Here is a 24,294-nt window from a genome sequence, read left to right on the forward strand (position 1 = left end):
TGCCCGCTGGCGCGTGGGCCGAAGCCCGCCACCTCCGCTACCTCGTCCGAAAGGACGCCCGCCGATGACCTCTCTCGCCGCCGTCGCGCACCTCGCGCAGCACGCCCGCAACCACCACCTCGGCCAGCGGATCAAGATGCTGTCCGCCACCTCCGTCCAAACCATCCTCGCCCTCCCCGACAACGAACTCGGCGCGTTCGTCGACTGGGCCCGCACCCTCGAAGACCCGCTGTTCACCGGCCACGCACCGGGCCCGCGCGGCTACATCGACGTGTCCGGCCGGATCCTCGCCGGGGACCTGGTCACGATCACCGTGGAGACGTCCGGCACCGCGTTGCGCGCCGCCGGCCTGACCGGGGTGCTGGTGCTCGGCCAGGTCGAGCAGCACGCCCGCCACCTCACGGCGGTGACCGCATGAGCTACGTCTTCTCCCGCGACAACCCCGAGATCGCCGACCGTCTGCCGCTCGAAGACCTCGAGCGGATCCGGAGCATCTCCGAGCACATCGACCGCCTGCACGCCCGCGGCATGCACGAGGACCTGTGCGCCTGCACCAAGGACGTCTGCACCACCCGGGCGAACGTCGAGCTGAGCGAAGCCGGCTCCGAGGAGACCCTGGCCTGGCTCGCTGCCCAGGGCTACCTCAGCGTCAGCGACATCGAGGAGGGCCTGTGACCGCGACGATGCCCCGGGTCCCGGACCCGCTCGTTGTCCTCCGCCGCGCCGAGCAGAAGCACACCGGGGAGGAGCCGGGCGATCTCGACCACCTCGCCACGGCGGTGCGCACGCAGATCATCGCGCCGCTCACCGCAGCAGACCGGCCGGTCGTCGACGACGTCCAGGTCAAGCAGCTGCTCGGCGACAAGCAGCGGCTGGAGGACGTCGCCGCCGAACTGCGGAAGGTCGTCGCCGGCCACGCACGCAGCTACGACCAGGCGACGGCCGCGGCCACCGAGCTGAAGAAGCAGCTCGCGGCCAAGGACCGGGAGATCGACGAGGTCCGCGCCGAACGCGACACCCTCCGCGGCCAGCTCCGCGACCGGCCCGCCGCGGGCGTCGACGCGTCGTTGCTCGAGCAGGCGCAGCGGGACAACGCCCGCTTGGCCGACCAGCTCGCCCAAGCGGAGGAGCAGCTGTCGTTGGCCCGCCGCGACCTCGCGATGGCGAACCGGACCCTCGACGAGATCGCCGACGAACACGACACCACACCGGCCGCTGTGCACCGGCACCAGTTCGAGCTCGACCCCGCCGCCGGGCGGCACGCGCCGTGCGTCTGCGGGCAGCCGTGGATCCGCGACTTCGCCGAGGGTGAGCCGGTCGTGCCGGACGTCGAACCGATCGAGCAGCTCTTCGCCCGCATCCGCGACGAACTCCAGGAGACGACATGACCCGCCGCCCCGTCGTGATCCTCGCGAACACCGACGCCACCACCGAAGCGCTGAAGAGGCTGGCGGACTCCGGGATCAAGGTCACGCTCGCCGGCCCGCCGCCCGGCGTCGACTCGACCCCGCCCACGCATCAGGCCGCCAACGGCCGCCGCTACCAAACAGCCGGCGTGCACCTGTCGGACCGCGAAGTCGAGGTGCTGCAGCTGATGTCCGAAGGCAACTCGAACCAGGAGATCGGTGCTCGGCTGCACCTGGCGCGAGCCACGATCAGCACGCACGCGAAGCGCATCTACCGAAGGCTCGGCGTCGACGACCGCGCGCACGCCGTCGCTGTCGGGCTCCGCCAAGGCCTGATCGAGGAGCCCGCGTGATGCAGTGGCAGATCGAGCCCATGGCCACCTGGCCCTACCCGGACACGACCGGCCGCAAGCCGAACCCGTTCCGGGCGAAGCACGCCGACACCCTGAAGAAGCTCGCCGCTGAGCTGGAGCACCTGCAGGTGCGGGGCGCCGTCGCCGTCCGCGTCGTCGCGACTGAGGCCGACGTCCGCCGCGACGGCATGCTCCGGGCCTCCGCCCGCGTCCAGCACCCCGGCGTCGCCATCAGCTTCACCTCCGCCCGGTACGGCGCGCTCGCCTACCCCTGCGACGCGTTCCAGGCCGGCTACTACGGCGAGTCCTGGCAGGCCAACCTCCGCGCCATCGCGCTCGGTCTGGAGCACCTTCGCGCGCTCGACCGGTACGGCATCGCCGGCCGCGGCGAGCAGTACGCCGGGTGGCGCGCCATCGAAGCCCGACCCGCCAACGGGTTCGGGTCGGTCGACGAAGCGCTGCGCTGGCTCGCCGACCTGACCCAGTCCAGCCGCGGCACCGACCCCGCGGTCCTGCTCCGGGCCGCGTCGAAGGACCACCACCCAGACATCGGCGGCGACCCCGAGATCTGGGCCCGGATCGACACCGCCCGACAGCTGCTGAAGAAAGCGCGGGTCATCGCCTGATGTCCGCGACGTGCGGTCTCTGCAACCGGCCCCTCCGCGCCCCCGACAGCGTCGCCCGCGGCTACGGCCCCGTCTGCGCCACCGGAGCACTCGGCCACGACACGCACGCCACCCCGATCCCGCGCCGCTACCGCCGGAAGCGGCTCCCCGAAGACGAAGTCCTCACCGGCTTCCCCGCCCTCACCAAAGTCCGGAAAGGACAGTCCACTTGAGCATCCGAGTCGAAACCTACGACCTCCTCAACCTCCTCAGCCTCCTCCTCCACACCGCCAGCAACGACCGCGAAGACGGCATCACCGCCGGCATCCTCATCCACACCACCCGCGGCGAACGCGGCACCGAACCCGGCCGCACCGACATGCTCGTCGGCACCAGCACCGACCGCTTCTCCGTCGGCCACACCAACGCCGTCGCCTACGGCCAACTCGCCCACCCCACCCTCTGGGGCATCGACGACGTCAAAGCCGTCATCGCCACCTTCAAGTCCAAAGCCAAGAGCACCACCGACGACGAAGGCCACCAAGTCCTCATCGACGTCGACCTCGGCCACGTCACCGTCTCCGAAGACCCCAACCTCTACGACGACGGCGTCCGCCTCTCCTTCCACGAAGCCCCCGTCGACGACTTCCCCCGCCGCCTCTGGCACCTCCTGTCCCACCTCGACGTCGACGCCTACCTCGCCCGCGAAGGCCACATCGTGCCCGCCGCCAACCGCACCGACATCGGCCCCGCCCGCCTCGCCCCGTTCGTCAAGGTCTCCTCCAAGCTCGGCGCGCCCATCCAGCTGTTCCGCAACCACCAGAACCGCTACCTGCTCATCCAGATCGGCGAGCACTACCGCGGCGCCCTCGCCCCCATCCGCTGGGACCTCGACACCTCACCCGCCGAAGGCGAAGAGCCCTCCGCCGACGTCCACGCCCCCGACCTGCCCCCCGCCCCGAACAGCGTCATCAAACCGGCCAAGCTGTTCACCCCCGACGGCGTCAAGGACCAGGCCGGCGTCATCACCGGCTTCCCCGAACTCCAGCGCGACACCCGCGAACTCGGCCGCGCCGCCGACATCGTCGTGTCCGGCCAGTCCGCGCTGCCGACGCTGCTCATGCGCGGCCTGCGGATCAGCTCGAAGCGCGCCGACGGGCTCCTCGAGGACCTGTCCCGGCTCGGGATCGTGTCGTCGACGCTGACCGCCCGCGTCCGCGACGTCCTCGTCGGGCCCGAGCAGCTCGACGACGTGCTCCGCGCGATCGCCGAACTCAAGACGACCCCCGCCGGCGAGGACCAGGACGTCGACGACGACGAGGAGACCGACGAATGAGCAACGAAATCGACCGCATCCTCCAAGCCGCCACCAAGGCCGCACCCGACGTCGACGACCGCGACCGGCGCCGCATCGTCCGCGCCGTCCTCAACACCCTCGACGCCCTCATCGACGAGAACGACGACGACAGCACCTGGCCCGGACCGGACGACCTCGGGCTGCTCGCCACCAACATCCCCTGACCGCTGCAGCCGGGCCAGGGGCCCCGACCGCAGCACGCCGCTCGCCCAGGACGCCGGACCGGCCAGCCACGGCGCCGGGCGAGCGGCACCACCAACCACCAACCACCTCGAGGAGGCGAACCCCATGAACTACCTCGCACGCCCCGTCCTCGCCTCCCGGCCCCAGACGTCCGACCCCACCCTCATCGACGCCTGCCGCCGCGGACACGAACCCGCCGAACTCCTCACCGCCTCCGAACGCGAACACCTCATCTACGACCTCCACGTCGCCGGCTGGACCGACACCGAGATCGCACAGCACACCCGCCTCACCACGTTCACCACGGCCCGGATCCGAGCACGCCTCGGACTCGCGGCGCACCCGAGCACGAAGGGGGCAGTCGCCTGATGGCTGACGAACGCACCTACATCCGCGTCCACGACGGCATCGAGGACCACCCGAAGACAGCGGCCCTGACCGACAAGGGTTTCCGGCTGCTCGTTACGACGTGGGGCTGGTGCTCCCGACACCGCACCGACGGACGCGTGCCGCTCGCGGTGTGGAAGAGGCGCGGCACCTCGAAGGTCCGCGCCGAACTCGCGGCCGCCGGACTGGTCGAGACCTACGACGACCACGTCGTGATGCACGACTACCTCGAGCACCAGCGTTCAGCCGGCGAGATCGCGGAGAAGATCGAGGCGAAGAAGGAAGGCGCACGGAAGGGCAACCACGTGCGCTGGCACGAGGCCGCCGGCAAGTTCGACCCGGACTGCAAGTACTGCGTCGAAGACAGCGCTCCGCCGGATCAGCCACCTCCCAGCGGATCGCATAGCGATCGGTCAAGCGACTCGCATATGCGATCGGGAAGCGATCGCAAAACATCGCCAGAGACAGAGACAGAGACAGAGAAAGAAGAAGCGAGACTTTTCGAGGCAGCTCCCGTAGGTGACGCGCGGCCACGTGGCCGCGGCGCCACCGGCCCGCACAGCGCCGCCGCCTACCGCCTCGTCGACCGCGTCATCGGCCGCGACCTGACCAGCGGCACCCGCACCGCACTCGCCATCGAGGTCGCGACGCTGCTCGTCGAGGTCGACGAACCCACCCTCGTCGAAGCACTCGAGCGCTGGAACAGCCGCTCCGAGATCGGCCCGCGGCTGCTCGGCGCCCTGGTCGACGACATCCGCAAGGAACGCCGCGGCGCGACCAACCGGCGCCAGACCGCCGCGCCGCCGACCAACGCCACCGACGCCTACGCCGCGCAGTTCCTCGCCGGCAGCCAGCCCTCACAGCCCGCGCTCCGCGCACTCCCCGGAGGAGCCTGATGCTCGACGACAACCAGGTCCGAGCCCTACTCGCCGTCGCCATGGGCTACGACAACCGCCGCCCCGGCGAACTCAACTTCGCCGCCTGGGCCGACGCCGCCAACCGCGCCGGCTGGACCTTCGACGCCGCCGTCGAAGCGATCAAGGACTACTACGCGAACGACGGCCACTTCGTGATGCCCGTCGACGTCACCCGCAAGATCCGGGCTATGCGCGGCCAACCGCCGCGCTACGTCGCACTCCCCGCCGGGCAGCCCGCCAGTGACGAACACCGGCGCCGCATGCGCGACCTGATCGGCGAAGCCTTCGCGCTTCCCCGCAGCGCCCGCGCACGCCGCGCCTGGTCCGCCCGCACCGGCGAACACGACCCCGCTCGCGACGCCGCCCGCGCCGAACTCGACCGCATCCGCCGCGCCGACCCAGGCGGCCCGCCGTGACCACCTGGACCCACGTCTCGTGCGACCGCGTCTGGTCCGACGGCAGCTGCCCACGCCAATCCTGGCCGGCCCGCACCGTCGACGAAGCGCGAGCCCGCGCCGAAGCCGACGGCTGGCACCTCGGCCGCGACCGCGACCTGTGCCCCAGCCACGCCGGAGCCCGACGATGACCCGCCGCAAGCCCCGCGCCAACGGCCGCCAAGGCCTCTGGCAAGAAACCCCCGACCAGCCCTACGTCCCCGCCCACGACCTGCGGATCGAGCAAGAAACCAGCCCGCTGCTGCGGGACTGCCCCGCCTGCCACGCCGCACCGCGCCAACGCTGCACGCGGGCTGGTCGTGGGGGTCGGGTGGCGTTGCGGGGTTATCACCCGGCGCGGTTGGACCCGTCTGCTCCTGAAACCCGTCGACAGGATGTGTGATGACCAGCGGAAACCCTGATTTGATCAAGGCTCGTTCGTATTTGCAGCGGGCTGAATTGGCGATCGATTCCGGCTACCAGGACGCGGCGGGGTCGTTGGCTGCGATCGCGTCGGCGTTCGCGGCGTTGGCTTCGGCGGAGGTGGTTGTGGCGCAGCCTGGGCCGTTGGTGTTGCGGCACACGGGGCCGATCCCGGCGGGGTACGTCGAGGGGTTGGAGCGGGCGGTCCGGGCGGCGGAGGAGGCGGATCGTGGCTGAAGTGCGGCCGGGCGGTGGCGCGGCATCCTCGGTTCCTGGGGCGGATTCGGGTCAGGGCGCGGCGATCGGGTCGGGAATGAACGATCACTCCAACTCGGATCTTGAACGCGGCACAGGCGATCTCAGGGCCGATCTTGTCGAGCGGGTCTTCAAGATCCTCGAACCTCGGTTGCTCGAGCACCTGGGGGTCGAGAAGGGCGACCTGCCGGGCTGGGCCGCCGTGCAGCACACGGCCCGCTGGGACGCCGAGGCAGTCGCCGACGCGCTCCTCGCCGCGGGCTGGGCGCTGCTGCCCGACGCCCAGTGGGGCTGGCGTCTCGGTGGCGTCGAGGGCGCCGTGACCGTCCCCGCGTCCGAAGCCACCGCCCGGAAGCAGGCCGAGCTCGACCCCGACACCGAAGTCGTCCGCCGACCCGTCGGCGACTGGGAGGTGGTCTCCGATGGCTGAAGCGCACGCTCAGATCCGGGTCAGCCCGCCCGGCTACTACGACTACGGCAGCTTCGCGCTCGCCGTGCAGTTCCCGCACCAAAACCACTGGCACCTCGTGCGGCCGTCCTACATCGGCATGGCTGTCGGTGTCGGCTCCGACCTCGAAGCACGCATCGACGGCGAGTGGGCGCCACTCGACACCGCAGCCGCGGCCGGAGCACAGGACCGGATCGGGGCTGCGGCGGCAATCGCCGAACGTCTCCTTGCCCGGCTGCTGTCCGAACCTGACCGGGCTGACATCGAAGCACTGCTTGCCGCGCTGACCGGAAACCCGACAGCGCGCGCACCGAAAGGACGAGCCGCATGACCGAGCATGTGACTGGCGACGTCCCGTACTGCGCCGAAGGTTGCGGCCGGCCCGCCACACACGAACGCCTCGCAGGCATGGTCGGCGACACCGAACTCGTCGAGCTGGTCTGCCGCGTGCACGCCACCCTCGACGAGCAGATCACCGCGGAGGCCAACCGTGGCTGACCACGCCCGGCCGTCCCGCGGGAACCTCTGGGTCATCGTCGGTCCGTCGCTCGCCGTCATCTCGGCCTACGTCGTGAACTCCGGCTCCGACTGGCTCGCTCTCCTCATCGCCGCACTGCTCCTCACCACCCTCAAGCCGTGGAGGTATGGACCATGACCGACCCGCTGACCCGGTTCGTCCCCGGAACCCCTGCGCCGCAAGGGTCCGCGCGGGCCATCGTCCACAAGCACACCCAACGCGCCGTGCTGATCAAGGACAACAACGACCGGCAGAAAGCCTGGCGCGGCACCGTCCACCGCGCCCTCGTCGAGTTCGGTGACGTGCCGGTCGCCCAGTTCGACGGGCCCGTCGCCGTCGAGTTGGGGTTCGTCATGCCCCGCCCGAAGTCGACGCCGAAGACCCGCGCCACCCCACCCGCGATCAAGAAGCCCGACCTCGACAAGCTCGTCCGGGCGGTTTTCGACGCCATCACGTCCGCCGGCGTGATCGTCGATGACTCGTTCGTCGTCGATGTCCGCGCCACGAAACGGATCGCGGAGCTGGGGGAGAGCACCGGCTGCCTGATCACCATCCGCGACACCGTCGCCGTCCGGCCGGAAGGCTCGCCCTACCACCTGAACCTGGAGGTCACCGCATGACCGACGCCCAGACCGCCCGCGCCGCGCTCGACACCTACGCGGCGAAGGAGCTGCCCGACCACGTCGAGGTCGTCAGCTTCGGCGACACGGCCGCGACGTTCGCGCCGGAGGCTATCGCCGCGCTGCGTGCCGTCCTCGACCTCGCCGACCACTACGACAACCTCGGCGATCGCATGTGGACTGAGAGTGCCGCCGACGACATCCGGCGCGTCATCACCACCGCCCTGGAGGCATCGTGACCAACGAAGAGCTCGCCGCGACCATCCCCGACGAACCCGTCCGCGGGTCGGTCGTCGTCGACACCAATGGCCTCGCCTGGCAGAACATCACCGGCAACACGATGTTCGGCATGAACGGAGACGGAACCTGGGTCGCCGCGTGCCCACCCGCCGCTCAGCCGAAGTCGGTGAACTGGACGTACCTGCTCGCGTACGTCGGCCCGGTCACCCTCGTCTACCGCGGCACGGGGGAGGCACCGTGACCGAGCAGCCCACCACCCCGCCGGAACCGCCGCGCCGACCGGGGCCGCGTCTCGGCGGCGGTGTCCGCTGGGGCGCGCACCTCAACGGCCCGCTCGCCCCGACCGAGCCGTGGCAGCCACCCGCCCGCACCCGCCCCGCCGGCGGCTGGCCGAAGACCGGCGACGTCGGCGCGACCGGCAACCTGACCGACGACGAACAGCCGGTCGTCGTGCCCGCCCGGCCGTACACCGCGCCGCCAACTCCCAGCCTGGGCGCAGCTGGGAGTTCGCTGGGAGATCGGCTTCGGACACCGGCCGAGCTGCGCGAGCTGGAGGAGGCGTGCGTCGTCGAGTCGGACGACGACGCCACGATCACGGCCGCGGTCGACGCGGGCATGAACGACCGGCTCGCCAAGCTGCATACGCTCACCGAACCGTGCGGGTTCAGGTCTTCGGCCGACGGCCTGAACCTCGTGCGTCCTGGTTCAGGTTCGCCGCCCGCCGCCGAGCTGCTCGCGATGGCCGACGACCTGAACGCGCACGGCGGCCTCGACGAAACCTTCGTCGCCGAGCTGCTCCGCCAAGCCGCCGACCCCTACGCTGACGCCAAACGCAGGCTCGGCATCGTCGACCCGCCGCCCGCGCCGGTGAAGCCGGTCGAGCCGATCAGCTACGACACGATCATCGACGCCATCAACAAGATCGCGCCCTACACGCCGCCCCCGGAACGGATCAAGCTCACTCGCGAGCAGTGGGCCGCTGTGCCGAAGACAGCGCCTGGTCTCAGTGGCGTGGTCGGCAACCCGTTCGGCGTGCCGGTCGAGATCGTCGAGCTCGTCGAGGACTCGACGCCGTACCGGCTGTGGGTCGAACAGTCCGAGGCGGAGCACGGGCTCAAGGCCGTAGCCGAGATGCCGAGCGGCGTCATCCTCGGCAACCCGGCGTTGCTGACGGACAGGTTCAACCCTCACGCCGACTGGCTGCGCTCGTACGACGCCCGGCCGACGCGGGTCGTGCCGTTCGGCGAGCCGTACCGGCCGCTGGCCGCAGCCGTTGGCAGCGAAGGCGGAGACGCGCCCGCACCGCGCCCGTGGTGGCGCCGCACACTCGACCGCGTGAGGCGGTGGGGGCGGTGACCGCACGCACCTGGGACGAAGGCGACCCCGAACCGGCCGACCGGCCCGCCGTGGTGTGCGACGACGGCGTCACGGCGAGCTGGACCGAGGACGACTGGTGGTGCCGTCAGGAGTTCAAGCACCACGGCACGCACGTCACCGGCGGCAGCATGGGCATGGACTGGCCGGAGCTACTTGCCGACCACGGACCCGTGCGCGAGGCCACGGCCGCCGAAGCCCAGGCCACGATCGTGCGGTACCTGTGACCGCGCCCGCTCAGCCTCGGCGTCGGAAGGACTCCGGCGTCGGGGCCCGCCTCGCCGAACTCCGCAAGGCGGCCGGCCTCAGCCAAGCCGAAGTCGCGCGGCGCATGGGCATCAACCCCGCGAACGTCTGGCAAATCGAACACGGCCGCATGGACCCGCGCCTCTCCACCGTCCTCCGCTACAGCGACGCCATCGGCGCACACATCCACATCAGACTCGACCAACCGCGAGACACTGGCAACACCAGCCCCCACCCGTAGGAGGACGAGCCCGGTGGCCGACCAGACCCCCAAGACCACCGCCGCGAAAACCAGCCTCGGCGTCGAAGTCCACGTCGCCAACGGCCCCTACCACGACGACCACACCTGCCCCTACCGCACCTGCGCCATCTGCGGCAAACCCATCCACCAACTCGCCGGCATCTGGGTCACCCTCGAACTCTGAAAGGACCACCCATGCCCACCAAAGCGATCGAGACCCGATGACCGGGTTCAAGCTCGAAGCCAACGGCCAGCGTGACGACGACAAGATCACCATCCAGAAAGCCGACGGACACGACCACGCCTACTTCGGAGTCATGGCCGACCAGTGGCGCGACCGACTCTGGGTCCAGATCAAGGTCGACCGCGACACGCTACTCCGAATCGCCGCCCTCGCCACCGAAGCGGCCGACGCGTTGGAACACGACAGCTGACCCCGCGCACGACGAAGGCCCCCAGCACACGCCGGGGGCTTTCGCTTAGTTCAACCAGTTGCCGCTAGACCGACCGCGGGTTGTCGGCGGCGGCTTCGATGACCACGGTCAGCCCCATCACAGACCCCTGGATGGCCTCCAGCTGGGTCCGCAGCTGGTCGGCCATGTTCGCGGCTCGGTTCGGGCCGGGCAGGTTCCCCGACACCTGGCTGATCGTCGAGGCGATGTCGCCGAGCAGGTCCATCGCGTGGGTGATCGCGGCGACCGCCTGTCCGGTCGGGGCGACCTGCGCCCGGACGGTGTTCATGTTTTCTTCGGTGGTGCCCACGGTTCCTCCTGTGGTGAGTGCCGGCGGCAGTTGGCCGCGGGCGGTGTGTGCTGACGGGAGCTGGCTCATGTCGACCGGCTCGGCGTCGACGTCTTTGCGCCACTCGGTCGCGCCGAGCAGGTCGTCGTCGAAGTCGCGTTTGTTGCCGACCGCGTCGAGGTAGGCGTCCGCAGCTTCGATTTCCGCCCACTTTTCGGGCGTGGGTTCTTCGGGCATGGTTCGTCCACAAAGGATTATCGGCGAACGCCGGATGATCTCCTAACGGGGAGCCCTAGTCAGGCCGGGTCACGATCCCCGGCGAAGCCCACGCCTCCCGGCGCAGGACGTTTCGGCTCAGCTACAGCGAAGGCCGCTCCGGGAACACCGCCCGGATCCACGCCTCGCCGTCGGCAGCCGACCCGCCACCGCCAGGCCGCGCGTCCAGCACCGCCCGGGCCACGGCCGCGGTGTCCGGCACGCCCCGGTCGATGATGGCGCGCAGCTGCGCGTCCGACAGCTTCTGCAGCTCCTGCTCCAGCAACGCCATCATGTGTCCTTTCAGGACCAGCGGGTCGGGTGGAAGTCGATCCAGCAGTCATCGGAGTCCTCCGCGCACACCGCCGCGCCGTGCACCCCGCGCCCGTCCACCACCTGCGAGCTGTCCAGCACCACGGTGTCGTTGAACACCTGGTGCTCGGGCGCGCCGGCCACCGCGGGCAAGCCGGTGAAGAGCAGGACGGCGACGACGAAGGCGCGGAGCATCGGGTGTCCCTTCCGGGGCAGGTAGTCGGGGTCGGCGGTGACGGCTTCGAACGTGGCGTGCGCCTCGGCGAGCACCGAGCTGCGCCGCCAGCCGGTGACCGTCACGTCGACCGTGACGCCGTCGGCGCGGCCGACGAGCCGGGCACGCGTCTTCCCGCACCAGGTGCGATCGACGGTGACGTCGAGGTCGGTCACCAGTCGTAGCCGGGTTCGTCGTCCTGAACCCACCCTCCGCCGCTGTAGGTGTACGGCGTGCCGTCGACGACCTTCCGGTCGCCGTTCTCCGGCTCGTCCTGCTCGGGCATCTCGATCGAATCCGTCATCGCGGCTTCTCCCTGTCTGATGTGGACGGTGGGTGAGTGCCCCCGCCCGGTCGCGGACCGGCGGCGCCTACGCGCGGCGGGGGCGGACGATCAGTAGAGGTTGGTCATCTCCTGGTGCGTCACGAGGCGCACGACGCCGTGGTCCAGGTGCTCGACGAGGTAGCGGCTGCCGCTCACCGCGGCACGCACGTGCCAGGGGCGGTCCAGCTCGACGACGCGGCCGGCGGCACCGTCCCCAGGCAGGTTGCACAGGCGCCCGACGTTGTTCCACTCGTCCTCGACCAGCACTGTGCCCGCGTCGACGGCCACCAGGACGGCGAGGCCCTGGGGTGCCCAGCCGACAGAGCCGTCTTCGAAGCGGAAGACGAACGAGGCGCTCCCGCGGTAGAAGCTTTCGCCCTCGACGTGGCCGACACCGGCGCAGTCGGTCAGGGTGTAGAGGACGCGGGAGCCGCGGCGGACGGTGAGGGTGTTCGACATGATGTCTCCCTTGTGGACGTTCACGCGGCGGCCAGGGTGGCGGCGGCGAGGTGATAGCAGGCGCGGCCGTGGGTCCCGGCCGGGCAGGTGCACGAGGCGTGCGCGGTGCTGACGGTGTAGCGGTCGACGCCGTTGGAGGCGACGGCCATGAAGGTCGTGCGGCCGGTGCGGGCGAGGCCGCCGTCGGCGAGGAGCTGCTTGACGCTCTCGACCTGCGAGGCCGAGTAGCTGGCGAGCACGAGCTTGGCGGCCTGCTCCTGGCGGTGGAGGCGGTGGCAGTGACGGCCGTAGCCGCGGGCGATGGAGCTGGCGGAGCGGAGGGCCCGGTGGCAGCGGGTGCACTTGGCGGTGGCGGTCATCGGGGCCTCGCTCTCTGGTGTGACACCAGTGTACGCATACGAGTATGCGCAAAGCAATAGGTATGCGCACACTAGTATGTGAAGGTGGTGCGGTCAGCCCTTCAGCACGCGCGGCCGGTGGATGTGCTTGTGCCGCACCTCGATCTCCACGCCGCGCGCCCGGAGGCGACGCGCCAGCAAGATGACCAGGCTCGGCGCACGGTGCCGGCCACCCGCGCACCCGACCGCCACCCGCGCAGGAGCGGGCACCAGGAGGCAGTACGCCACCAGGTTGTCCAGGAGCTCCCGCGCGCCCGGCGTGCCCAAGACGACGCTCTGGACCCGCGGGTGGTGCCCGTCGAGGTCGAGCAGGCCCGCGGCGGCCGCGGGGTCGCGGAGCCGGTCACGGACGTCCTCGACGCGGTCTGCGCGCGGCGGCCGGTCATGCAGGTAGCCGAAGCTGATGAGCGTGATCACGTCGCCTCCTCTCGCGGGGCGGGTGCCCCCGACCGGAGCCGGGGGCGGGGGGCTGGGTCAGCCGGCCAGCTGGAAGGCCACCAGGTGCAGCGGCTGCTTGCCGTTGGGGACGGCGGCGGCGTGGTCGGCGTCAGTGAGGCCGCGGCGGTTGCTGTCGGGGGAGAGCACTCCGTCGACCTGGACCACCTTGTCGCCCTTGACCACGTCGGCCAGGCCGCCCTTGCGGATGTAGTCGAGCGCGGCGTCCTGGTCGGCGCGGGGGATGTCGCCGAGGGCGGCTCGCACGTCGGCCAGGCGGATGAAGCGGGAGAGCTTGCCGCTGGTGAGGTCGAGGTAGAGGGCGGCGATCCGGTCGGCGTTGGTGGTGGTGCTGGCCATGGTGTCCTCCGGAGCTCGTGGTGTGACACCAGTATAGGCACACTGGTATGCGTAGCGCAAGGGGGTGTAGGCACACTGGTGTACGCTGCTGCAATGGACGAGACCGCCATCGAGAAAGAGCTGGTCGCCGCGCAGGCAGCCCTCGACAAAGCGCTCCAGGCGCGCACGCGCCGCCAGGAAGCCGTCGTCAAGGCCCGGGACGCCGGCTGGTCGAAGTACCGCATCGCCAAGGTGCTCGGCGTCGCCGCCCCCACCGTCGACTCGATCATCAAGACGGCCGAGAAGGAGGAGACCCCCGATGCCTGACCTGTTCCAGCTCGGCGTGACCATGGCGGACGCCGAAGGCTTCGCTGACCGCGTCACGGCGGCGTTCGGTGCGGCTTTCACCGCCGTCTCCGCGCCTGCCACGAAGACGTGCACCGTCTGCCGCGACGAGTACGACCCGAGCGACCCGGGCGCCGTCGAGCGGCACACCGTGCCGATCGGCTGCGGCGGCTGCAACCGGTGCGATGGCAAGCCGAGCTGCTACTTCTGCCAGGGCATGTTCTGCACCTGCCTATCGCACTGACCGAAGGAGACACCCTTGAGCGACGAGGCCCCTGCCCCGATGTGTTCGAAGTGCGGCGAGGCTCCGGCCGGCCCGGGCGGGATCTTGTGCCCTGGCTGCGTGTCGGTGATCAGCGCGCAGAAGCTGCCCGCGCCGTGAGCGGCCGAGCGCTGCTGTTCATCTGCGCTCTCATCTTTGCGGTGCTCCTGGCCTGGTTCATGTCGGTCGACGACGAGGTCAACTCGCCGGACGGGCCGTGGAACGGCCACCTCTACGACTGGGACGACCGGTGACCCGCCCGGAGGACCTTCCGCGGTTCCCGGTCGGGACGAAGTTCAAGTCGACGATCTCCGGGGTGGTTTCGGAGATCGTCGCGGATCACTGGCCGCACCCCAACGTCGTGCAGACCGCGCAGATCACCGACAACCGCTATTACGTGGTCGAGACGATTGGGCACCGCTCGGTCGAGTTCCACGATGTGCTCGCGCGGTACAGCGAAGTGATCGAGCCCGGCGCGACGGAAGAACCGGAACCATGACGCACACTGGACCCATGAGCACCCCGCCCGCGCCGCTGGAGTGGCACCCCGCCTACCGCGACCAGACCTGGCTCGCCGACTGGCTCGAAGGCCGCGGCAACTACCGGGCTGACGAGATCCACCTGCCGATCCCGCAGCCGGTCCGCGCGAAACTCGTCGACCCCGACGCGTCGATCACCGCCGAGCCGCGCCGCGAACGCGTCCTCCGGAAACATCGCGCGGCCGGGCTCGCGCCGTACGTCGGACACCCGTTCCGCTACGAGTGGTTCTTCGCCACCGACGGGCTCGGCCGCGCGATCGCGGGCGACGTCCGGATCCGCCACGCCAACCCCGACGCGCTCTTCTGCTACGGCCCGGCCGAGTACACGCACGAGGCCCGCAACGGCCACGACCCCAACACCCCGGTCTGGCCATGACCAGCCCCTCGCGCGAGGAGTAGCCCGATGACGCCCAGGAACCCGACGCACAGCAAGCCCGCCGGCTCACCCTCCAACCCCATGTGCGTCGGCACCGTCAAGCTCAAAGGCGACGACGGCGAGTACCTCCGCGACGACGACGGCGAGATCCAGCGACGCCCGTGCGACAACCACGCCATGACCGGTGCCACCGTCTGCTGGTCCCACGGCGGCCGCACCCCCCAGGTCCGCGCCAAGGCTGCCGTCCGCGCCGAGCTGATCTCCTGGGGTCTCGGCGACTCCACAGTGGACCCCGGCGAGATCCTGCTCCGGATGGTGTCGCAGTCCGCCGCACGCTGCGAGCTGTACGCCGAGCTGCTCCGTCAGGCCTACGACGCCGCCGACCGCCTCAAGGACGCCCACGACGCCGAAGAGCTGATCCAGACCGGCGAGACCGGCGACGAACGGCCCGCGCTGCAAGTCGCCCGCGACGACCTCAAGAAGATCTTCACCACCGGCGGAGTCGCCGCGCTCGTCGGCAACACCTACGACGCCGCCAACGGCTCCGTCTACGCCACCGGCGAAGCCATCCGCGGCCTCGCCCAACTCGAAGCCACCGAACGCGACCGCTGCGCCAACTTCGCTGCCAAAGCCGTCGCCGCGGGGCTGGCCGAACGGCAGGTCCGGCTCGCCGAGAAGCAAGTCCAGGTCGCGCTCGCCGCCATCGACGCCGCCCTCGAAGCCGCCGGCGTCGCCGTCAACGCGCGCGGCCCCGCGAAGATCGCCGCCGCCCGCCACCTCCAGCTGGTCGGGTAGACCGTGACCGCCGCGACGTTCGAAGCGATGCTCGCCCAAGCCCTCGAGGAGCAGGCCGACGAGGCCGACGCCGCGCTCCGGCTGCACACCTACGAGCCCCGCGGCGCCGCGAAGAAGCTCCTGGACTGCGACGAGCCCGAGGTGCTGATGTCCGGCCCGGCCGGCACCGGCAAGTCGAGGGCGTGCCTGGAGAAGCTGCACCAGATGTGCATCCGCAACCCCGGGATGCGCGGCCTGATCGTCCGCAAGACCCAGGTGTCGATGACGTCGACTGCGCTGGTGACCTATCGGGAGCACGTCGCGCAGGAGGCGATCGAGCACGGCGTCGTGCAGTGGTACGGCGGTTCGGCGCAGGAAGCCGCGTGCTACCGGTACTCGAACGGGTCGCGGATCAACGTTGGCGGCATGGACAAGCCCACGAAGATCATGTCGTCGGAGTACGACGTCGTCTACGTGCAGGAAGCGATCGAGCTGACCGCGACCGACTGGGAAGCGATCACTACCCGGCTCCGCAACGGCAAGACCGACGTGCAGCAGCTGATCGCCGACACGAACCCGGACGCTGAGACGCACTGGCTGAAGCAGCGCTGCAACTCCGGCGCCACCACGATGATCGACTGCAAGCACTCCGACAACCCGGTCCTCGTCGACGACGCTGGCCGGCCGACACCGCGGGGCGCGGCGTACCTGGCGAAGCTGGACGCGCTCACCGGCGTCCGGCGTCTCCGGCTCCGCGACGGCCTGTGGGTGTCGTCGGAAGGCGTGATCTACGACGGGTTCGACCGCTCCGTGCACGTGATCGACCGGTTCGACATCCCCGACGACTGGACCCGCTGGTGGGCGGTCGACTTCGGGTACGTGCACCCGTTCGTCGCGCAGTGGTGGGCCGAAGACCCCGAAGGCCGCCTGTACCTGTACCGCGAGCACGTGATGACCCAGACGCTGGTCGAGGACCACGCGCGGATCATGCTCGGCGCGGTCCAGCGCCCGGACGGGACATGGAAGGAGCCGCGGCCCCGCGCGATCATCTGCGACCACGACGCTGAGGACCGCGCGACTCTGGCCCGGCACCTGGGGATGTCGACGACCGCGGCGAAGAAGACCGTGTCGGACGGCATCCAGGCGCTCGCCGTGCGGCTCCGCCCGGCGGACCACGATGGCCGGCCGCGGCTGTTCCTGCTCCGGGACAGCTTGCTCAAGCGGGACCAGGCGTTGGTGGACGCGGCGGCACCGACGTGTCTGGCGGAGGAGATCCCGGGGTACGTGTGGGACACGGGGGCGGGGAAGAAGCTGAAGGAGGCTCCGTTGAAGGAGCAGGACGACTGCTGTGACACGGCGCGGTATGTGGTGGCGCAGCGGGATCTCCGCGGCCGGCCGGGCGTGCGGTGGCTGTAGAGGGCTGGGCGCCGGAGTTGTAGGGCATCGCCCAGATCCATTCCGGAACGGCGATTCACGCACGGCGTGCGCGGTGGTTGCCCCGCAGGCTCCGGCGGACCAGCTGTCCGGCACGGTAGCATCGCTGTGCAGCGGTTGGCGCACTCCGGGACGAGCGGCCAGCCGGGGGAGGCCCCCGTCGAGCGCCGTGCTCCGGGGGCCTTCCGCTGTTCAGTGGCTGTTGCCGACGACCACGACGGTGCTGGCCTTCACCATCCACGGGCCCTTCGGGTCACCGTCGGACACCCACGCGGCGTCGGCGGGCGGCGCGGCACCGGGGTGGTCGGTGCGCGGCACGTAGCGGCCTTCGATGGGGTCGTCGCCGTGGTAGGAGATGGCGCGGACGAGGACGCCGCGTCTGGGTTTGCCGAGCCAGTCGCGGATGGTGGCGCGGGTGAGGGTGGTGGCGCGGGCGATGGCGGCTTCGGCCATGCCGGCGTCAGCGGCTTCTTGGATGGCGTCGCGGAGGGCGCCGGTGCGTCGGTCGAGTTCTTCGGTGGCCTGGCGGCGGGCGACGGCGAGCTGGCCGAGGCGGAGGTTCATGCTCTGCTCGTTCATGTATAGCACTATACAGACTGTAGGGTTCTATACAAGAGGCATGCTCACTGGCATGTGAACTCGCAAGCTAGTCAGCATGCTCCGCCGCGGCAGAGCTCGACTCGGCTCCTTCGAGCAGCGCCACGAGCCCGGCCGTCACCACGCGCACCGAGCCGCCCATGTGCAGCACCCGACACGGGAACTGGCCGTCCCGCGCCAGCTGGTAGCCGTGCGACTTCGAGATCCCCAGCGCTAGCGTGGCCCGCGCCATCGGTACGGTCGCCGGCCACGCCCGGACGTCGTCCAAGGTCACAGTTCGACCGTCCATTGTGTCCTCCTGATCCGGCGCGTTCGAGCGCTGTACAGACTGTACAGCTAGAGCGATGAAACAGCCGTATTCCGCCTAAAATGCCTGGTCGTGGGCGTGCACAATGTGTCCACGTGATCGGGTTGGGCTGTACATTGTGCCCATGCTGAAGACCATCGGCGCGTTGCTCAAGCCCGCCGCCACCAGTCTCAGCCTCGTCCTGCTCACCCTCATCGGACTTGCCTGCCTCGTCACCGCCGCCTGGCTGCACGGCCCCACCTGGGGCCTCATCGCCACCGGCGTCGCAGCCTTCCTCGTCGAAGCCCGCTTCGACGTCGAACTCGCCGAACGCCGCGCCGCCACCGACGCCGCGGACGACGGCCGTGGCTAGCCTCCTCGGCGGCACCCGCCGACCCACCCGGCCCGCAGCCAAAGCCCCCGTCCCCATCGTCGGCCGCTCCGCCACCGGCGCCTCCACCTGGTTCAACCGCCGCGACGCCATCGGCGAACTCGGCACCATGGCCACCAACGGCACCGTCTTCGGCATCGTCAACCGCACCTCCACCGCCGTCGCCAAAATCGACTGGCAGCTCTACCGGCCGGCCAAGTCCGGAAAGGACGAAGACCGCACCCCCATCACCGTCCACGCCGCACTCGACATCCTCCGCGAGCCGAACCCGTTCATGTCCGGCATGGAGCTGTTCGAGATCGAGCAGCAGCACCTCGACCTCACCGGCGAAGCGTTCCTCGTCGTCACCCGCGACAAGCGCTACAAGGTCCCGCTCGAACTCTGGCCGATCCGCCCGGACCGCATGAACCCCGTCCCCGACCCGTACAGCTACCTCGCCGGCTGGATCTACACCTCGCCGGACGGGGAGCGGGTGCCGCTGAACAACGACGACGTCATCCAGGTCCGGATGCCGCACCCCACCGAGCCCTACCGCGGGCTCGGCCCGGTGCAGGCCGTGCTGACCGAGGTCCAGTCCGCCGCGTACGCCGCCGAGTGGAACAAGAACTTCTTCCTCAACTCCGCCGAGCCGGGCGGCATCATCGAAGTCCCCGAGTCGCTGACCGACGACGACTTCAACCAGCTCCGCGACCGCTGGAACGAGCAGCACCGCGGCGTCGCCCGCGCCCACCGCGTCGCCATCCTCGAGCAGGCCAAGTGGGTCGACCGCAAGTACACCCAGCGTGACATGCAGTTCGCGGAGCTCCGCGGCGTCACCCGCGACGCGATCATGGAAGGGTTCGGGTTCCCGCGCGGGATGCTCGGCATCACCGACGACGTCAACCGCGCCCAAGGCGAGTCCGGAGAGCGGATCTTCGCGAAGTGGCTGACCGTCCCGCGGGCCGACCGGTGGAAGAACGCGATCCAGACCAAGCTGCTGCCGCTGTTCGATGAAACCCGCCACACCGCCGAGGTCGACTACGAATCGCCGGTCCCGCAGGACGAAGCCGCCGAGAACGCCGAACGCACCTCGCGTGCCCAGGCCGTCGCGTCGCTCGTCACCGCCGGGTTCACCGGCGACTCCCTCGCCACCGCCTACGAGCTGCCCGCCGGCCTCGTGTGGGAGAAGCCCGCCACGCCTGCGCCGCAGCCCCCCGTCGTGTCCGACCCGGCCGGCCCGACACCGGCCGAGCCGGACGCCCCCACCCCGCCCAGCACGGAGCCACAAGTGCCTGCCGAACCCCCGAACGTCGGGAACCTCCTCGCGCGGCTGCTGGTCGAGCACACGCCGGGCCTGCGCAACACGGCCGACTGGCCGGAGACCGACGAGGACGCCGTCGACGCGGTCGACCTGGCCGGCCTGCAGGCGTCGTGGACGTCCGCGCTCGCTGCGCTGCTCGAAACCTGGCAGGCCAGCGTGGTCGCGCAGTGGATCAGCCAGCTGATCGCCGCGGTCAAGGACATCCTCACCGGCGACGACCGGTCCGGGCTCGCGACGCTCGACCTGGACGTCACCGACGCCGTCGCCACGCTGTCGTCGGCGATGGCCAGCTTCGGGGAGACCGCCGCGGGGCACGCCGTCGACGAAGCGGCCGCCGCGGACGTCGAGCTCGGCGCGAAGTGGCCGACCGCCGCGGACCTCGAGGACGCCGCCCGGCAGGTGGCCGAGTTCGAGGCGCGTCGGTACGGCCTCACCGCCGGCCGCGAAGCCGCCCGCGTCGCCGGGCCCGAGCCGGACGTCGACGTTGTCGGTGACCACCTCGACACGTTCCTCAACGAGATGTCCGACGCCGGCGCGAAAGCGGCGCTCGGCGGCGCGCTCACCGAGGCGCAGAACCGGGCCCGCGCGGAGACCCTCGCGGCCGGGCCGGTCGGCGCGCTGTACGCCGACGAGCAGATGGACGGCAACACCTGCGCGCCGTGCCGCGAAGTCCACGGCCGGTTCATCTGCACGACCGACGACCTCGCCGCGCTGTTCGCGCTGTACCCGACCGGCGGCTACATCGACTGCCTCGGCACCTGGCGCTGCCGCGGCACGTTCGTGGGTGTCTGGCGCCCGGAATCCACCAAGGGAGGCCAGTGATGTCCAAGAGCCAGCGGCTGCGCGCGCAGCGGCAGCGGCAGCGGATGCAGGCGCTGCGCGTGACCGGCAAGCAGGCCACCGAGATCGCCGACGGCCGCACCTGGTACCAGATCCGCAACCTCGTCGAGCAGCCCTCGGTCGCCGCGATCTACCTCTACGACGAGATCGGCTACTGGGGCGTCACAGCCCAGGACTTCGTCCACGACCTCATGGGTCTGCGGGTCGACCACATCGTCTTGCACCTCAACTCCCCGGGCGGGGATGTGTTCGACGGGCTCGCGATCTACCACGCGTTGCGTGACCACCCCGCGACCGTCGAGTCGCGTGTGGACGGTGTCGCCGCCTCGGCCGCCAGCTTCATCGCGATGGCCGCGGACACCGTCGTCATGCAACGCAACGCGCAGCTGATGATCCACGACGCGTCCGGGCTGTGCTACGGCAACGCCGCCGACATGCAGAAGATGCTCGACCTGCTCAACCAGGCCTCGGACAACATCGCCGACATCTACGTCCAGCAGGCCGGCGGGACCGTCGCGCAGTGGCGCGCCGCGATGCAGGAAGAGACCTGGTACAACGGCCCGGAGGCGCTCGCGGCCGGGCTGTGCGACGAGGTGAACAACGCCGACGAGCCGACCGAGGAGCCGGTCGCCGCGGTCCCGGGCGAGGACGACCCGGCCGACCTGATGGCGAAGGCCTACGACCTGTCGGTGTTCGCGTACCACTACGCGGGCCGGGAGAAAGCGCCCGCGCCGAAGCCGGTGGACGAGCTCGCCGCCGCCGAGCCGGAGCCGGCCCCGGAAGCACCGGTGGTCGAGCAGCCCGCGGCCGCGGAGCCGGCCGCCGAGCCCGCGCCGGAAGAGCCGGAAGAGCCGGCCGCTCCTGCGGCGCCCGAACCGCCCGCGCCCGAACCTCCGGCCGTCGAGCCGGAACCCGAACCCGCCCCTGTCGAGGCCGCGCCCGCGGCGCCGACGGACAGCTGGTCCGCCCTCGTCGGCGGCCTGCTCAAGCCTGCTCCGTCCACGGTGGACGAGCTGTTGCACGCCCTGTACAAGGAAGGAACACCGGCATGACCACCGCCACGCTCTCCCCGGGGCAGCGCACGCTCACCCCCGGCCAGCACGACCGCCTCGCCCGCCTCGGCATCCCGGCCACGCGGCTCGGCCGCGTCGTCAACACCCTCGCCATCCCGGCCAACGACGAGGAGCTCGCCGAGACGCTCACCGACCCGGCCCGCGCGAAGGACGTCCTCAAGGACACCGACACCCTCGTCAACTTCATCAAGGCCTACCGCGACAAGGCGCAGCCCAAGGACGGCGACACCGAGCAGGACCTGCAGGCCCAGATCCAGAAAGGTCTCCGCGACTTCCTGCTCAGCAACAAGGTCAGCGAGGACGAGGCCGCGCAGATCAACCGGCTGAACCTGTCGCCGACCGCCAAGCGCGGCAGCATGCTCACCAGCCACAAGCAGGCCACCGCGCACAACCCGCAGGCGCCGGGTGCGGTCCTCGACGCGCACTTCGAGAACAGCGTCGACTTCGCGCAGACGATCTGGCACAAGAACCCGAAGGCCAGCGCCGACAAGCTCGCCGCGCTGCGCAACGCCGCGTCGTCGGTGTCGCCGTCGGACGGCGGGTTCCTCGTCCCGGAGACCCTCCGGTCGCAGCTGATGCAGATCGCGCTCGAGCAGTCGGTCGTTCGGCCGTTGGCGACGGTGGTGCCGATGGAGTCGGCGCGGGTGCCGTTCCCGATGATCGACTCGACCACGAACGCCGGCACCGTGTTCGGCGGCATGATCGCGTTCTGGACCGAGGAAGCAGCGATGCTGCAGGACGCCTCGCCGAAGTTCGGTCGGATCACCCTCGACGCGAAGAAGCTGACCGGCCTGTCCGCGGTGCCGAACGAGCTGCTGCAGGACAGCATCGTCAGCTTCTCCGCGCTGATCGAGACGCTGTGGCCGAAGGCCCTGGCGTTCGAGGAGGACAACAAGTTCCAGATCGGCTCCGGTGTCGGCGAGCCGAACGGGTTCCGCGGCGCCGGGAACACCGCGGCGGTCACGGTGACCCGCGCGACCGGCAACAAGATCACGTTCCCGGACATCGCCGCGATGTACGCACGGATGCTGCCGAGCTCGCTCAGCAACGCGGTGTGGATGTGCTCGCCGGACGCGATCCCGCAGCTGCTGCAGATGAGCCTCACCGTCGGCACCGGCGGCAACAGCGTGTTCGTCGTCAACGCGGCGGCCGGGATGCCGATGACGATCCTCGGCCGGCCGCTGATCATCACCGAGAAGGGCGGCCAGCTCGGCTCCCGCGGCGACCTCTGCTTCGCCGACCTGTCCTACTACCTCATCGGCGACCGCCAGACCATGTCCGCCGACAGCTCCACGGACTACAACTTCGGCACCGACAAGACCACCTTCCGGATCATCCAGCGCGTCGACGGCCAGCCCTGGCTCAAGTCCGCGATCACCCCGGCCAACGGCAGCGCGAACACGCTGTCCCCGTTCGTCGAGCTGCTCTGACCCACCCGGCCGCCGCCGGCATTCACACCCCGGCGGCGGCCTCCACCCGGGCCGGCAGTGTCGCCCCGGCACGCAACCCAGACAGGAGAAAGTCATGGCACAGAAGGCCCTTGGTCGGCTGCTCAACTGCACCCCGGCCGCGGACGGCGTGTGGATCAACCTCCGGAACGCGGGCGGGGTGGCGTTCCTCTGCTACCTCGGAGGCGCTGCGGGGGACACGTACACGCTGCAGGAGGCGAAGGACTCCTCCGGCACCGGCGCGCAGAACCTGGCGTGCATCACCACGTTTTTCACCAACACCGGCAACGGCTCGGACGTGTGGACGAAGCGGAACCAGGCCGCGGCGGCGACGGTGGTGACGGCGGCCGCGGCGACGCAGAACGCGATGGTCGTCGAGGTCGAGGGCACGCAGCTGTCGGACACCTACAAGTACGTGAAGCTCACCTCGACGGGCGCGGGCACGGTCAACGCGGTGACGCGGGACCTGATGGTCGCGCGGACGCCGGAGAACCTTCCGGCGATGGGGGTCTGACGGTGACCTGGGAGTGCCGGGGCTGCACCGCCGCGTATGCGGTGGGTGCGCCGAAGTGCCCGCAGTGCGGGGAGAACGACCCGATCGACGAAGCCGAGCAGCTGGAGAAGGAGCGCGAAACCATGCCGAAGATCACTCGTCACGAGGGGCCGACGATCGAGCCGGTCGAGGGCGCGGCGCCGGGGTTCGACCCGGCGAAGGACGTCGAGCCGGCGGTGGATCAGGCTCCGCTGCCGCAGGTTCTGCGGGACGCGGTCGCCGAGGACCAGGCGGCGCGGCAGGCTGAGGGGGACGGCCCGACCGGCTGGGACCCGGACAACGTCGTGCACCCCGAGGACGGCGGCGACCCTTACACCGAGGGCGCGGACGGCACGCGCTACTACGAGCCGAAGACGCTGGAGAACGACGCCAGCTCAGCGGAGCTGCACGCGGACAGCGAGCAGCGCGAGGCGCCGCAGCGTCCGGACCCGAACGCCCGCAAGGCGGACTGGGTCGACTACGCCGTCGCGGTCGGTCACGAGCGCGCGAACGTCGAGCCGCTGACCCGCGCGCAGATCATCGAGCTCGTCGACAACCGCGACGCGTCGGCGCACGCCGAGCCGGCCGAAGGCTCGGGCGAAGCGTCGTGAAC

Annotated in this window: 48 protein-coding genes; 38 read left to right on the plus strand and 10 right to left on the minus strand. The window is 70.7% G+C overall.

Translation table 11 applies throughout. From position 1 onward, the window contains the following. Nucleotides 1–64: 64 nt before the first annotated feature. The 25 genes from ACZ61C_RS24120 to ACZ61C_RS24240 all read left to right on the plus strand — a co-directional run bounded on the left by ACZ61C_RS24120 (nt 65) and on the right by ACZ61C_RS24240 (nt 10,440). Complete coding sequence (locus tag ACZ61C_RS24120) at nt 65–418, plus strand: hypothetical protein (RefSeq protein WP_465310052.1); 354 nt, start codon at nt 65–67, stop codon at nt 416–418. Beyond that, nucleotides 415–675 carry a hypothetical protein gene (locus tag ACZ61C_RS24125; protein WP_465310053.1) on the plus strand — a complete coding sequence of 87 codons (261 nt, stop codon included), beginning with the start codon at nt 415–417 and terminating at the stop codon, nt 673–675. Before ACZ61C_RS24120 ends, ACZ61C_RS24125 begins: the two co-directional genes overlap by 4 nt. Further along, on the plus strand, nt 672–1,388 hold the full coding sequence (locus ACZ61C_RS24130) for a hypothetical protein (protein ID WP_465310054.1): 717 nt from the start codon (nt 672–674) through the stop codon (nt 1,386–1,388). Before ACZ61C_RS24125 ends, ACZ61C_RS24130 begins: the two co-directional genes overlap by 4 nt. Beyond that, nucleotides 1,385–1,759, plus strand: a complete 375-nt coding sequence (locus tag ACZ61C_RS24135; protein ID WP_465310055.1) for a LuxR C-terminal-related transcriptional regulator — start codon at nt 1,385–1,387, stop codon at nt 1,757–1,759. Before ACZ61C_RS24130 ends, ACZ61C_RS24135 begins: the two co-directional genes overlap by 4 nt. Further along, nucleotides 1,759–2,385, plus strand: a complete 627-nt coding sequence (locus ACZ61C_RS24140; RefSeq protein ID WP_465310056.1) for a hypothetical protein — start codon at nt 1,759–1,761, stop codon at nt 2,383–2,385. Before ACZ61C_RS24135 ends, ACZ61C_RS24140 begins: the two co-directional genes overlap by 1 nt. Then, nucleotides 2,385–2,597: a DUF6011 domain-containing protein gene (locus tag ACZ61C_RS24145; RefSeq protein ID WP_465310057.1), complete on the plus strand. Its 213-nt coding sequence runs from the start codon at nt 2,385–2,387 to the stop codon at nt 2,595–2,597. The genes ACZ61C_RS24140 and ACZ61C_RS24145 overlap by 1 nt, the downstream gene beginning before the upstream one ends. Continuing rightward, nucleotides 2,594–3,700: a hypothetical protein gene (locus ACZ61C_RS24150; RefSeq protein ID WP_465310058.1), complete on the plus strand. Its 1,107-nt coding sequence runs from the start codon at nt 2,594–2,596 to the stop codon at nt 3,698–3,700. Before ACZ61C_RS24145 ends, ACZ61C_RS24150 begins: the two co-directional genes overlap by 4 nt. After that, a complete protein-coding gene (locus ACZ61C_RS24155) occupies nt 3,697–3,885 on the plus strand; it encodes a hypothetical protein (RefSeq protein WP_465310059.1) in 189 nt (62 codons plus the stop codon). The genes ACZ61C_RS24150 and ACZ61C_RS24155 overlap by 4 nt, the downstream gene beginning before the upstream one ends. A gap of 124 nt (nt 3,886–4,009) precedes the next feature. Beyond that, entirely contained in the window at nt 4,010–4,273 is a 264-nt protein-coding gene (locus ACZ61C_RS24160; protein WP_465310060.1) for a hypothetical protein, read from the plus strand. Next, nucleotides 4,273–5,187 carry a hypothetical protein gene (locus tag ACZ61C_RS24165; protein ID WP_465310061.1) on the plus strand — a complete coding sequence of 305 codons (915 nt, stop codon included), beginning with the start codon at nt 4,273–4,275 and terminating at the stop codon, nt 5,185–5,187. Before ACZ61C_RS24160 ends, ACZ61C_RS24165 begins: the two co-directional genes overlap by 1 nt. Further along, nucleotides 5,187–5,624, plus strand: coding sequence for a hypothetical protein (locus tag ACZ61C_RS24170; protein WP_465310062.1), 438 nt, complete (start codon nt 5,187–5,189; stop codon nt 5,622–5,624). Before ACZ61C_RS24165 ends, ACZ61C_RS24170 begins: the two co-directional genes overlap by 1 nt. Further along, the gene (locus ACZ61C_RS24175) at nt 5,621–5,794 is read left to right on the plus strand and encodes a hypothetical protein (protein ID WP_465310063.1); all 174 of its coding nucleotides are present in this window, start codon (nt 5,621–5,623) and stop codon (nt 5,792–5,794) included. Before ACZ61C_RS24170 ends, ACZ61C_RS24175 begins: the two co-directional genes overlap by 4 nt. Before the next feature lie 250 nt (nt 5,795–6,044). Beyond that, nucleotides 6,045–6,302 (plus strand): hypothetical protein, encoded by a 258-nt coding sequence (locus ACZ61C_RS24180; RefSeq protein WP_465310064.1) that lies wholly within the window; start codon nt 6,045–6,047, stop codon nt 6,300–6,302. Continuing rightward, nucleotides 6,295–6,750 carry a hypothetical protein gene (locus ACZ61C_RS24185; protein WP_465310065.1) on the plus strand — a complete coding sequence of 152 codons (456 nt, stop codon included), beginning with the start codon at nt 6,295–6,297 and terminating at the stop codon, nt 6,748–6,750. Before ACZ61C_RS24180 ends, ACZ61C_RS24185 begins: the two co-directional genes overlap by 8 nt. Further along, the gene (locus ACZ61C_RS24190) at nt 6,743–7,099 is read left to right on the plus strand and encodes a hypothetical protein (protein WP_465310066.1); all 357 of its coding nucleotides are present in this window, start codon (nt 6,743–6,745) and stop codon (nt 7,097–7,099) included. Before ACZ61C_RS24185 ends, ACZ61C_RS24190 begins: the two co-directional genes overlap by 8 nt. After that, complete coding sequence (locus ACZ61C_RS24195; RefSeq protein WP_465310067.1) at nt 7,096–7,266, plus strand: hypothetical protein; 171 nt, start codon at nt 7,096–7,098, stop codon at nt 7,264–7,266. The genes ACZ61C_RS24190 and ACZ61C_RS24195 overlap by 4 nt, the downstream gene beginning before the upstream one ends. Next, a complete protein-coding gene (locus tag ACZ61C_RS24200; RefSeq protein ID WP_465310068.1) occupies nt 7,259–7,423 on the plus strand; it encodes a hypothetical protein in 165 nt (54 codons plus the stop codon). Before ACZ61C_RS24195 ends, ACZ61C_RS24200 begins: the two co-directional genes overlap by 8 nt. Continuing rightward, nucleotides 7,420–7,905, plus strand: coding sequence for a RusA family crossover junction endodeoxyribonuclease (locus tag ACZ61C_RS24205; RefSeq protein WP_465310069.1), 486 nt, complete (start codon nt 7,420–7,422; stop codon nt 7,903–7,905). The genes ACZ61C_RS24200 and ACZ61C_RS24205 overlap by 4 nt, the downstream gene beginning before the upstream one ends. After that, entirely contained in the window at nt 7,902–8,144 is a 243-nt protein-coding gene (locus tag ACZ61C_RS24210; protein ID WP_465310070.1) for a hypothetical protein, read from the plus strand. The genes ACZ61C_RS24205 and ACZ61C_RS24210 overlap by 4 nt, the downstream gene beginning before the upstream one ends. Then, nucleotides 8,141–8,386: a hypothetical protein gene (locus tag ACZ61C_RS24215; protein ID WP_465310071.1), complete on the plus strand. Its 246-nt coding sequence runs from the start codon at nt 8,141–8,143 to the stop codon at nt 8,384–8,386. The genes ACZ61C_RS24210 and ACZ61C_RS24215 overlap by 4 nt, the downstream gene beginning before the upstream one ends. Continuing rightward, nucleotides 8,383–9,501, plus strand: coding sequence for a hypothetical protein (locus ACZ61C_RS24220; protein ID WP_465310072.1), 1,119 nt, complete (start codon nt 8,383–8,385; stop codon nt 9,499–9,501). The genes ACZ61C_RS24215 and ACZ61C_RS24220 overlap by 4 nt, the downstream gene beginning before the upstream one ends. Further along, nucleotides 9,498–9,746, plus strand: coding sequence for a hypothetical protein (locus tag ACZ61C_RS24225; RefSeq protein ID WP_465310073.1), 249 nt, complete (start codon nt 9,498–9,500; stop codon nt 9,744–9,746). The genes ACZ61C_RS24220 and ACZ61C_RS24225 overlap by 4 nt, the downstream gene beginning before the upstream one ends. Next, nucleotides 9,743–10,006 (plus strand): helix-turn-helix domain-containing protein, encoded by a 264-nt coding sequence (locus ACZ61C_RS24230; protein WP_465310074.1) that lies wholly within the window; start codon nt 9,743–9,745, stop codon nt 10,004–10,006. Before ACZ61C_RS24225 ends, ACZ61C_RS24230 begins: the two co-directional genes overlap by 4 nt. A 13-nt stretch (nt 10,007–10,019) precedes the next feature. Next, nucleotides 10,020–10,190, plus strand: coding sequence for a hypothetical protein (locus ACZ61C_RS24235; protein ID WP_465310075.1), 171 nt, complete (start codon nt 10,020–10,022; stop codon nt 10,188–10,190). 37 nt (nt 10,191–10,227) lie between these two features. Beyond that, a complete protein-coding gene (locus ACZ61C_RS24240; protein WP_465310076.1) occupies nt 10,228–10,440 on the plus strand; it encodes a hypothetical protein in 213 nt (70 codons plus the stop codon). A gap of 64 nt (nt 10,441–10,504) precedes the next feature. Here ACZ61C_RS24240 and ACZ61C_RS24245 read toward each other — a convergent pair whose 3' ends face one another. From ACZ61C_RS24245 to ACZ61C_RS24280, 8 genes are all read right to left on the minus strand, one after another. Continuing rightward, complete coding sequence (locus tag ACZ61C_RS24245) at nt 10,505–10,984, minus strand: hypothetical protein (RefSeq protein ID WP_465310077.1); 480 nt, start codon at nt 10,982–10,984, stop codon at nt 10,505–10,507. A gap of 121 nt (nt 10,985–11,105) precedes the next feature. Beyond that, nucleotides 11,106–11,294, minus strand: a complete 189-nt coding sequence (locus ACZ61C_RS24250) for a hypothetical protein (protein WP_465310078.1) — start codon at nt 11,292–11,294, stop codon at nt 11,106–11,108. Between the two features lie 11 nt (nt 11,295–11,305). Beyond that, the gene (locus ACZ61C_RS24255) at nt 11,306–11,704 is read right to left on the minus strand and encodes a hypothetical protein (RefSeq protein ID WP_465310079.1); all 399 of its coding nucleotides are present in this window, start codon (nt 11,702–11,704) and stop codon (nt 11,306–11,308) included. Then, nucleotides 11,701–11,832, minus strand: a complete 132-nt coding sequence (locus tag ACZ61C_RS24260) for a hypothetical protein (RefSeq protein WP_465310080.1) — start codon at nt 11,830–11,832, stop codon at nt 11,701–11,703. The genes ACZ61C_RS24255 and ACZ61C_RS24260 overlap by 4 nt, the downstream gene beginning before the upstream one ends. 90 nt (nt 11,833–11,922) lie before the next feature. Then, nucleotides 11,923–12,312 carry a hypothetical protein gene (locus ACZ61C_RS24265; RefSeq protein WP_465310081.1) on the minus strand — a complete coding sequence of 130 codons (390 nt, stop codon included), beginning with the start codon at nt 12,310–12,312 and terminating at the stop codon, nt 11,923–11,925. A gap of 20 nt (nt 12,313–12,332) precedes the next feature. Then, nucleotides 12,333–12,671, minus strand: a complete 339-nt coding sequence (locus tag ACZ61C_RS24270; RefSeq protein WP_465310082.1) for a DUF6011 domain-containing protein — start codon at nt 12,669–12,671, stop codon at nt 12,333–12,335. A 93-nt stretch (nt 12,672–12,764) separates the two neighbouring features. After that, nucleotides 12,765–13,127 carry a RapZ C-terminal domain-containing protein gene (locus ACZ61C_RS24275; protein WP_465310083.1) on the minus strand — a complete coding sequence of 121 codons (363 nt, stop codon included), beginning with the start codon at nt 13,125–13,127 and terminating at the stop codon, nt 12,765–12,767. Between the two features lie 57 nt (nt 13,128–13,184). Next, entirely contained in the window at nt 13,185–13,505 is a 321-nt protein-coding gene (locus ACZ61C_RS24280) for a hypothetical protein (protein WP_465310084.1), read from the minus strand. Nucleotides 13,506–13,598: 93 nt separating this feature from the next. On the opposite strand from ACZ61C_RS24280, the gene ACZ61C_RS24285 reads away from it, so the two are divergent. The 7 genes from ACZ61C_RS24285 to ACZ61C_RS24315 all read left to right on the plus strand — a co-directional run bounded on the left by ACZ61C_RS24285 (nt 13,599) and on the right by ACZ61C_RS24315 (nt 17,196). Continuing rightward, a complete protein-coding gene (locus ACZ61C_RS24285) occupies nt 13,599–13,811 on the plus strand; it encodes a helix-turn-helix domain-containing protein (protein ID WP_465310085.1) in 213 nt (70 codons plus the stop codon). Next, entirely contained in the window at nt 13,804–14,073 is a 270-nt protein-coding gene (locus tag ACZ61C_RS24290; RefSeq protein ID WP_465310086.1) for a hypothetical protein, read from the plus strand. The genes ACZ61C_RS24285 and ACZ61C_RS24290 overlap by 8 nt, the downstream gene beginning before the upstream one ends. A gap of 134 nt (nt 14,074–14,207) precedes the next feature. Next, nucleotides 14,208–14,345, plus strand: a complete 138-nt coding sequence (locus ACZ61C_RS24295; protein ID WP_465310087.1) for a hypothetical protein — start codon at nt 14,208–14,210, stop codon at nt 14,343–14,345. Nucleotides 14,346–14,407: 62 nt separating this feature from the next. Then, nucleotides 14,408–14,590, plus strand: coding sequence for a hypothetical protein (locus ACZ61C_RS24300; RefSeq protein WP_465310088.1), 183 nt, complete (start codon nt 14,408–14,410; stop codon nt 14,588–14,590). Nucleotides 14,591–14,604: 14 nt separating this feature from the next. Next, entirely contained in the window at nt 14,605–15,006 is a 402-nt protein-coding gene (locus ACZ61C_RS24305; protein WP_465310089.1) for a hypothetical protein, read from the plus strand. Nucleotides 15,007–15,033: 27 nt separating this feature from the next. Further along, nucleotides 15,034–15,801 (plus strand): hypothetical protein, encoded by a 768-nt coding sequence (locus tag ACZ61C_RS24310; RefSeq protein WP_465310090.1) that lies wholly within the window; start codon nt 15,034–15,036, stop codon nt 15,799–15,801. Between the two features lie 3 nt (nt 15,802–15,804). Next, nucleotides 15,805–17,196, plus strand: a complete 1,392-nt coding sequence (locus ACZ61C_RS24315; RefSeq protein ID WP_465310091.1) for a phage terminase large subunit — start codon at nt 15,805–15,807, stop codon at nt 17,194–17,196. A 210-nt stretch (nt 17,197–17,406) separates the two neighbouring features. On the opposite strand, the gene ACZ61C_RS24320 is transcribed toward ACZ61C_RS24315, so the two are convergent. Together ACZ61C_RS24320 and ACZ61C_RS24325 are read right to left on the minus strand one after the other, a co-directional pair. Further along, the gene (locus tag ACZ61C_RS24320) at nt 17,407–17,793 is read right to left on the minus strand and encodes a hypothetical protein (protein ID WP_465310092.1); all 387 of its coding nucleotides are present in this window, start codon (nt 17,791–17,793) and stop codon (nt 17,407–17,409) included. Between the two features lie 67 nt (nt 17,794–17,860). Beyond that, on the minus strand, nt 17,861–18,100 hold the full coding sequence (locus ACZ61C_RS24325; RefSeq protein ID WP_465310093.1) for a DNA-binding protein: 240 nt from the start codon (nt 18,098–18,100) through the stop codon (nt 17,861–17,863). A gap of 142 nt (nt 18,101–18,242) precedes the next feature. Between ACZ61C_RS24325 and ACZ61C_RS24330 the strand changes: the two genes are divergently transcribed. The 6 genes from ACZ61C_RS24330 to ACZ61C_RS24355 all read left to right on the plus strand — a co-directional run bounded on the left by ACZ61C_RS24330 (nt 18,243) and on the right by ACZ61C_RS24355 (nt 24,292). Continuing rightward, on the plus strand, nt 18,243–18,470 hold the full coding sequence (locus tag ACZ61C_RS24330) for a hypothetical protein (RefSeq protein WP_465310094.1): 228 nt from the start codon (nt 18,243–18,245) through the stop codon (nt 18,468–18,470). After that, nucleotides 18,463–20,610 (plus strand): phage portal protein, encoded by a 2,148-nt coding sequence (locus tag ACZ61C_RS24335; protein WP_465310095.1) that lies wholly within the window; start codon nt 18,463–18,465, stop codon nt 20,608–20,610. Before ACZ61C_RS24330 ends, ACZ61C_RS24335 begins: the two co-directional genes overlap by 8 nt. Beyond that, nucleotides 20,610–21,680 carry a head maturation protease, ClpP-related gene (locus tag ACZ61C_RS24340; protein ID WP_465310096.1) on the plus strand — a complete coding sequence of 357 codons (1,071 nt, stop codon included), beginning with the start codon at nt 20,610–20,612 and terminating at the stop codon, nt 21,678–21,680. Before ACZ61C_RS24335 ends, ACZ61C_RS24340 begins: the two co-directional genes overlap by 1 nt. Then, nucleotides 21,677–23,131 carry a phage major capsid protein gene (locus ACZ61C_RS24345; RefSeq protein WP_465310097.1) on the plus strand — a complete coding sequence of 485 codons (1,455 nt, stop codon included), beginning with the start codon at nt 21,677–21,679 and terminating at the stop codon, nt 23,129–23,131. The genes ACZ61C_RS24340 and ACZ61C_RS24345 overlap by 4 nt, the downstream gene beginning before the upstream one ends. A 94-nt stretch (nt 23,132–23,225) precedes the next feature. Next, a complete protein-coding gene (locus ACZ61C_RS24350) occupies nt 23,226–23,663 on the plus strand; it encodes a hypothetical protein (protein ID WP_465310098.1) in 438 nt (145 codons plus the stop codon). Between the two features lie 2 nt (nt 23,664–23,665). Next, nucleotides 23,666–24,292, plus strand: a complete 627-nt coding sequence (locus ACZ61C_RS24355; protein ID WP_465310099.1) for a hypothetical protein — start codon at nt 23,666–23,668, stop codon at nt 24,290–24,292. The last annotated feature ends 2 nt before the right edge of the window (nt 24,293–24,294 follow it).

This window comes from Amycolatopsis sp. NPDC104587 (assembly GCF_055583645.1).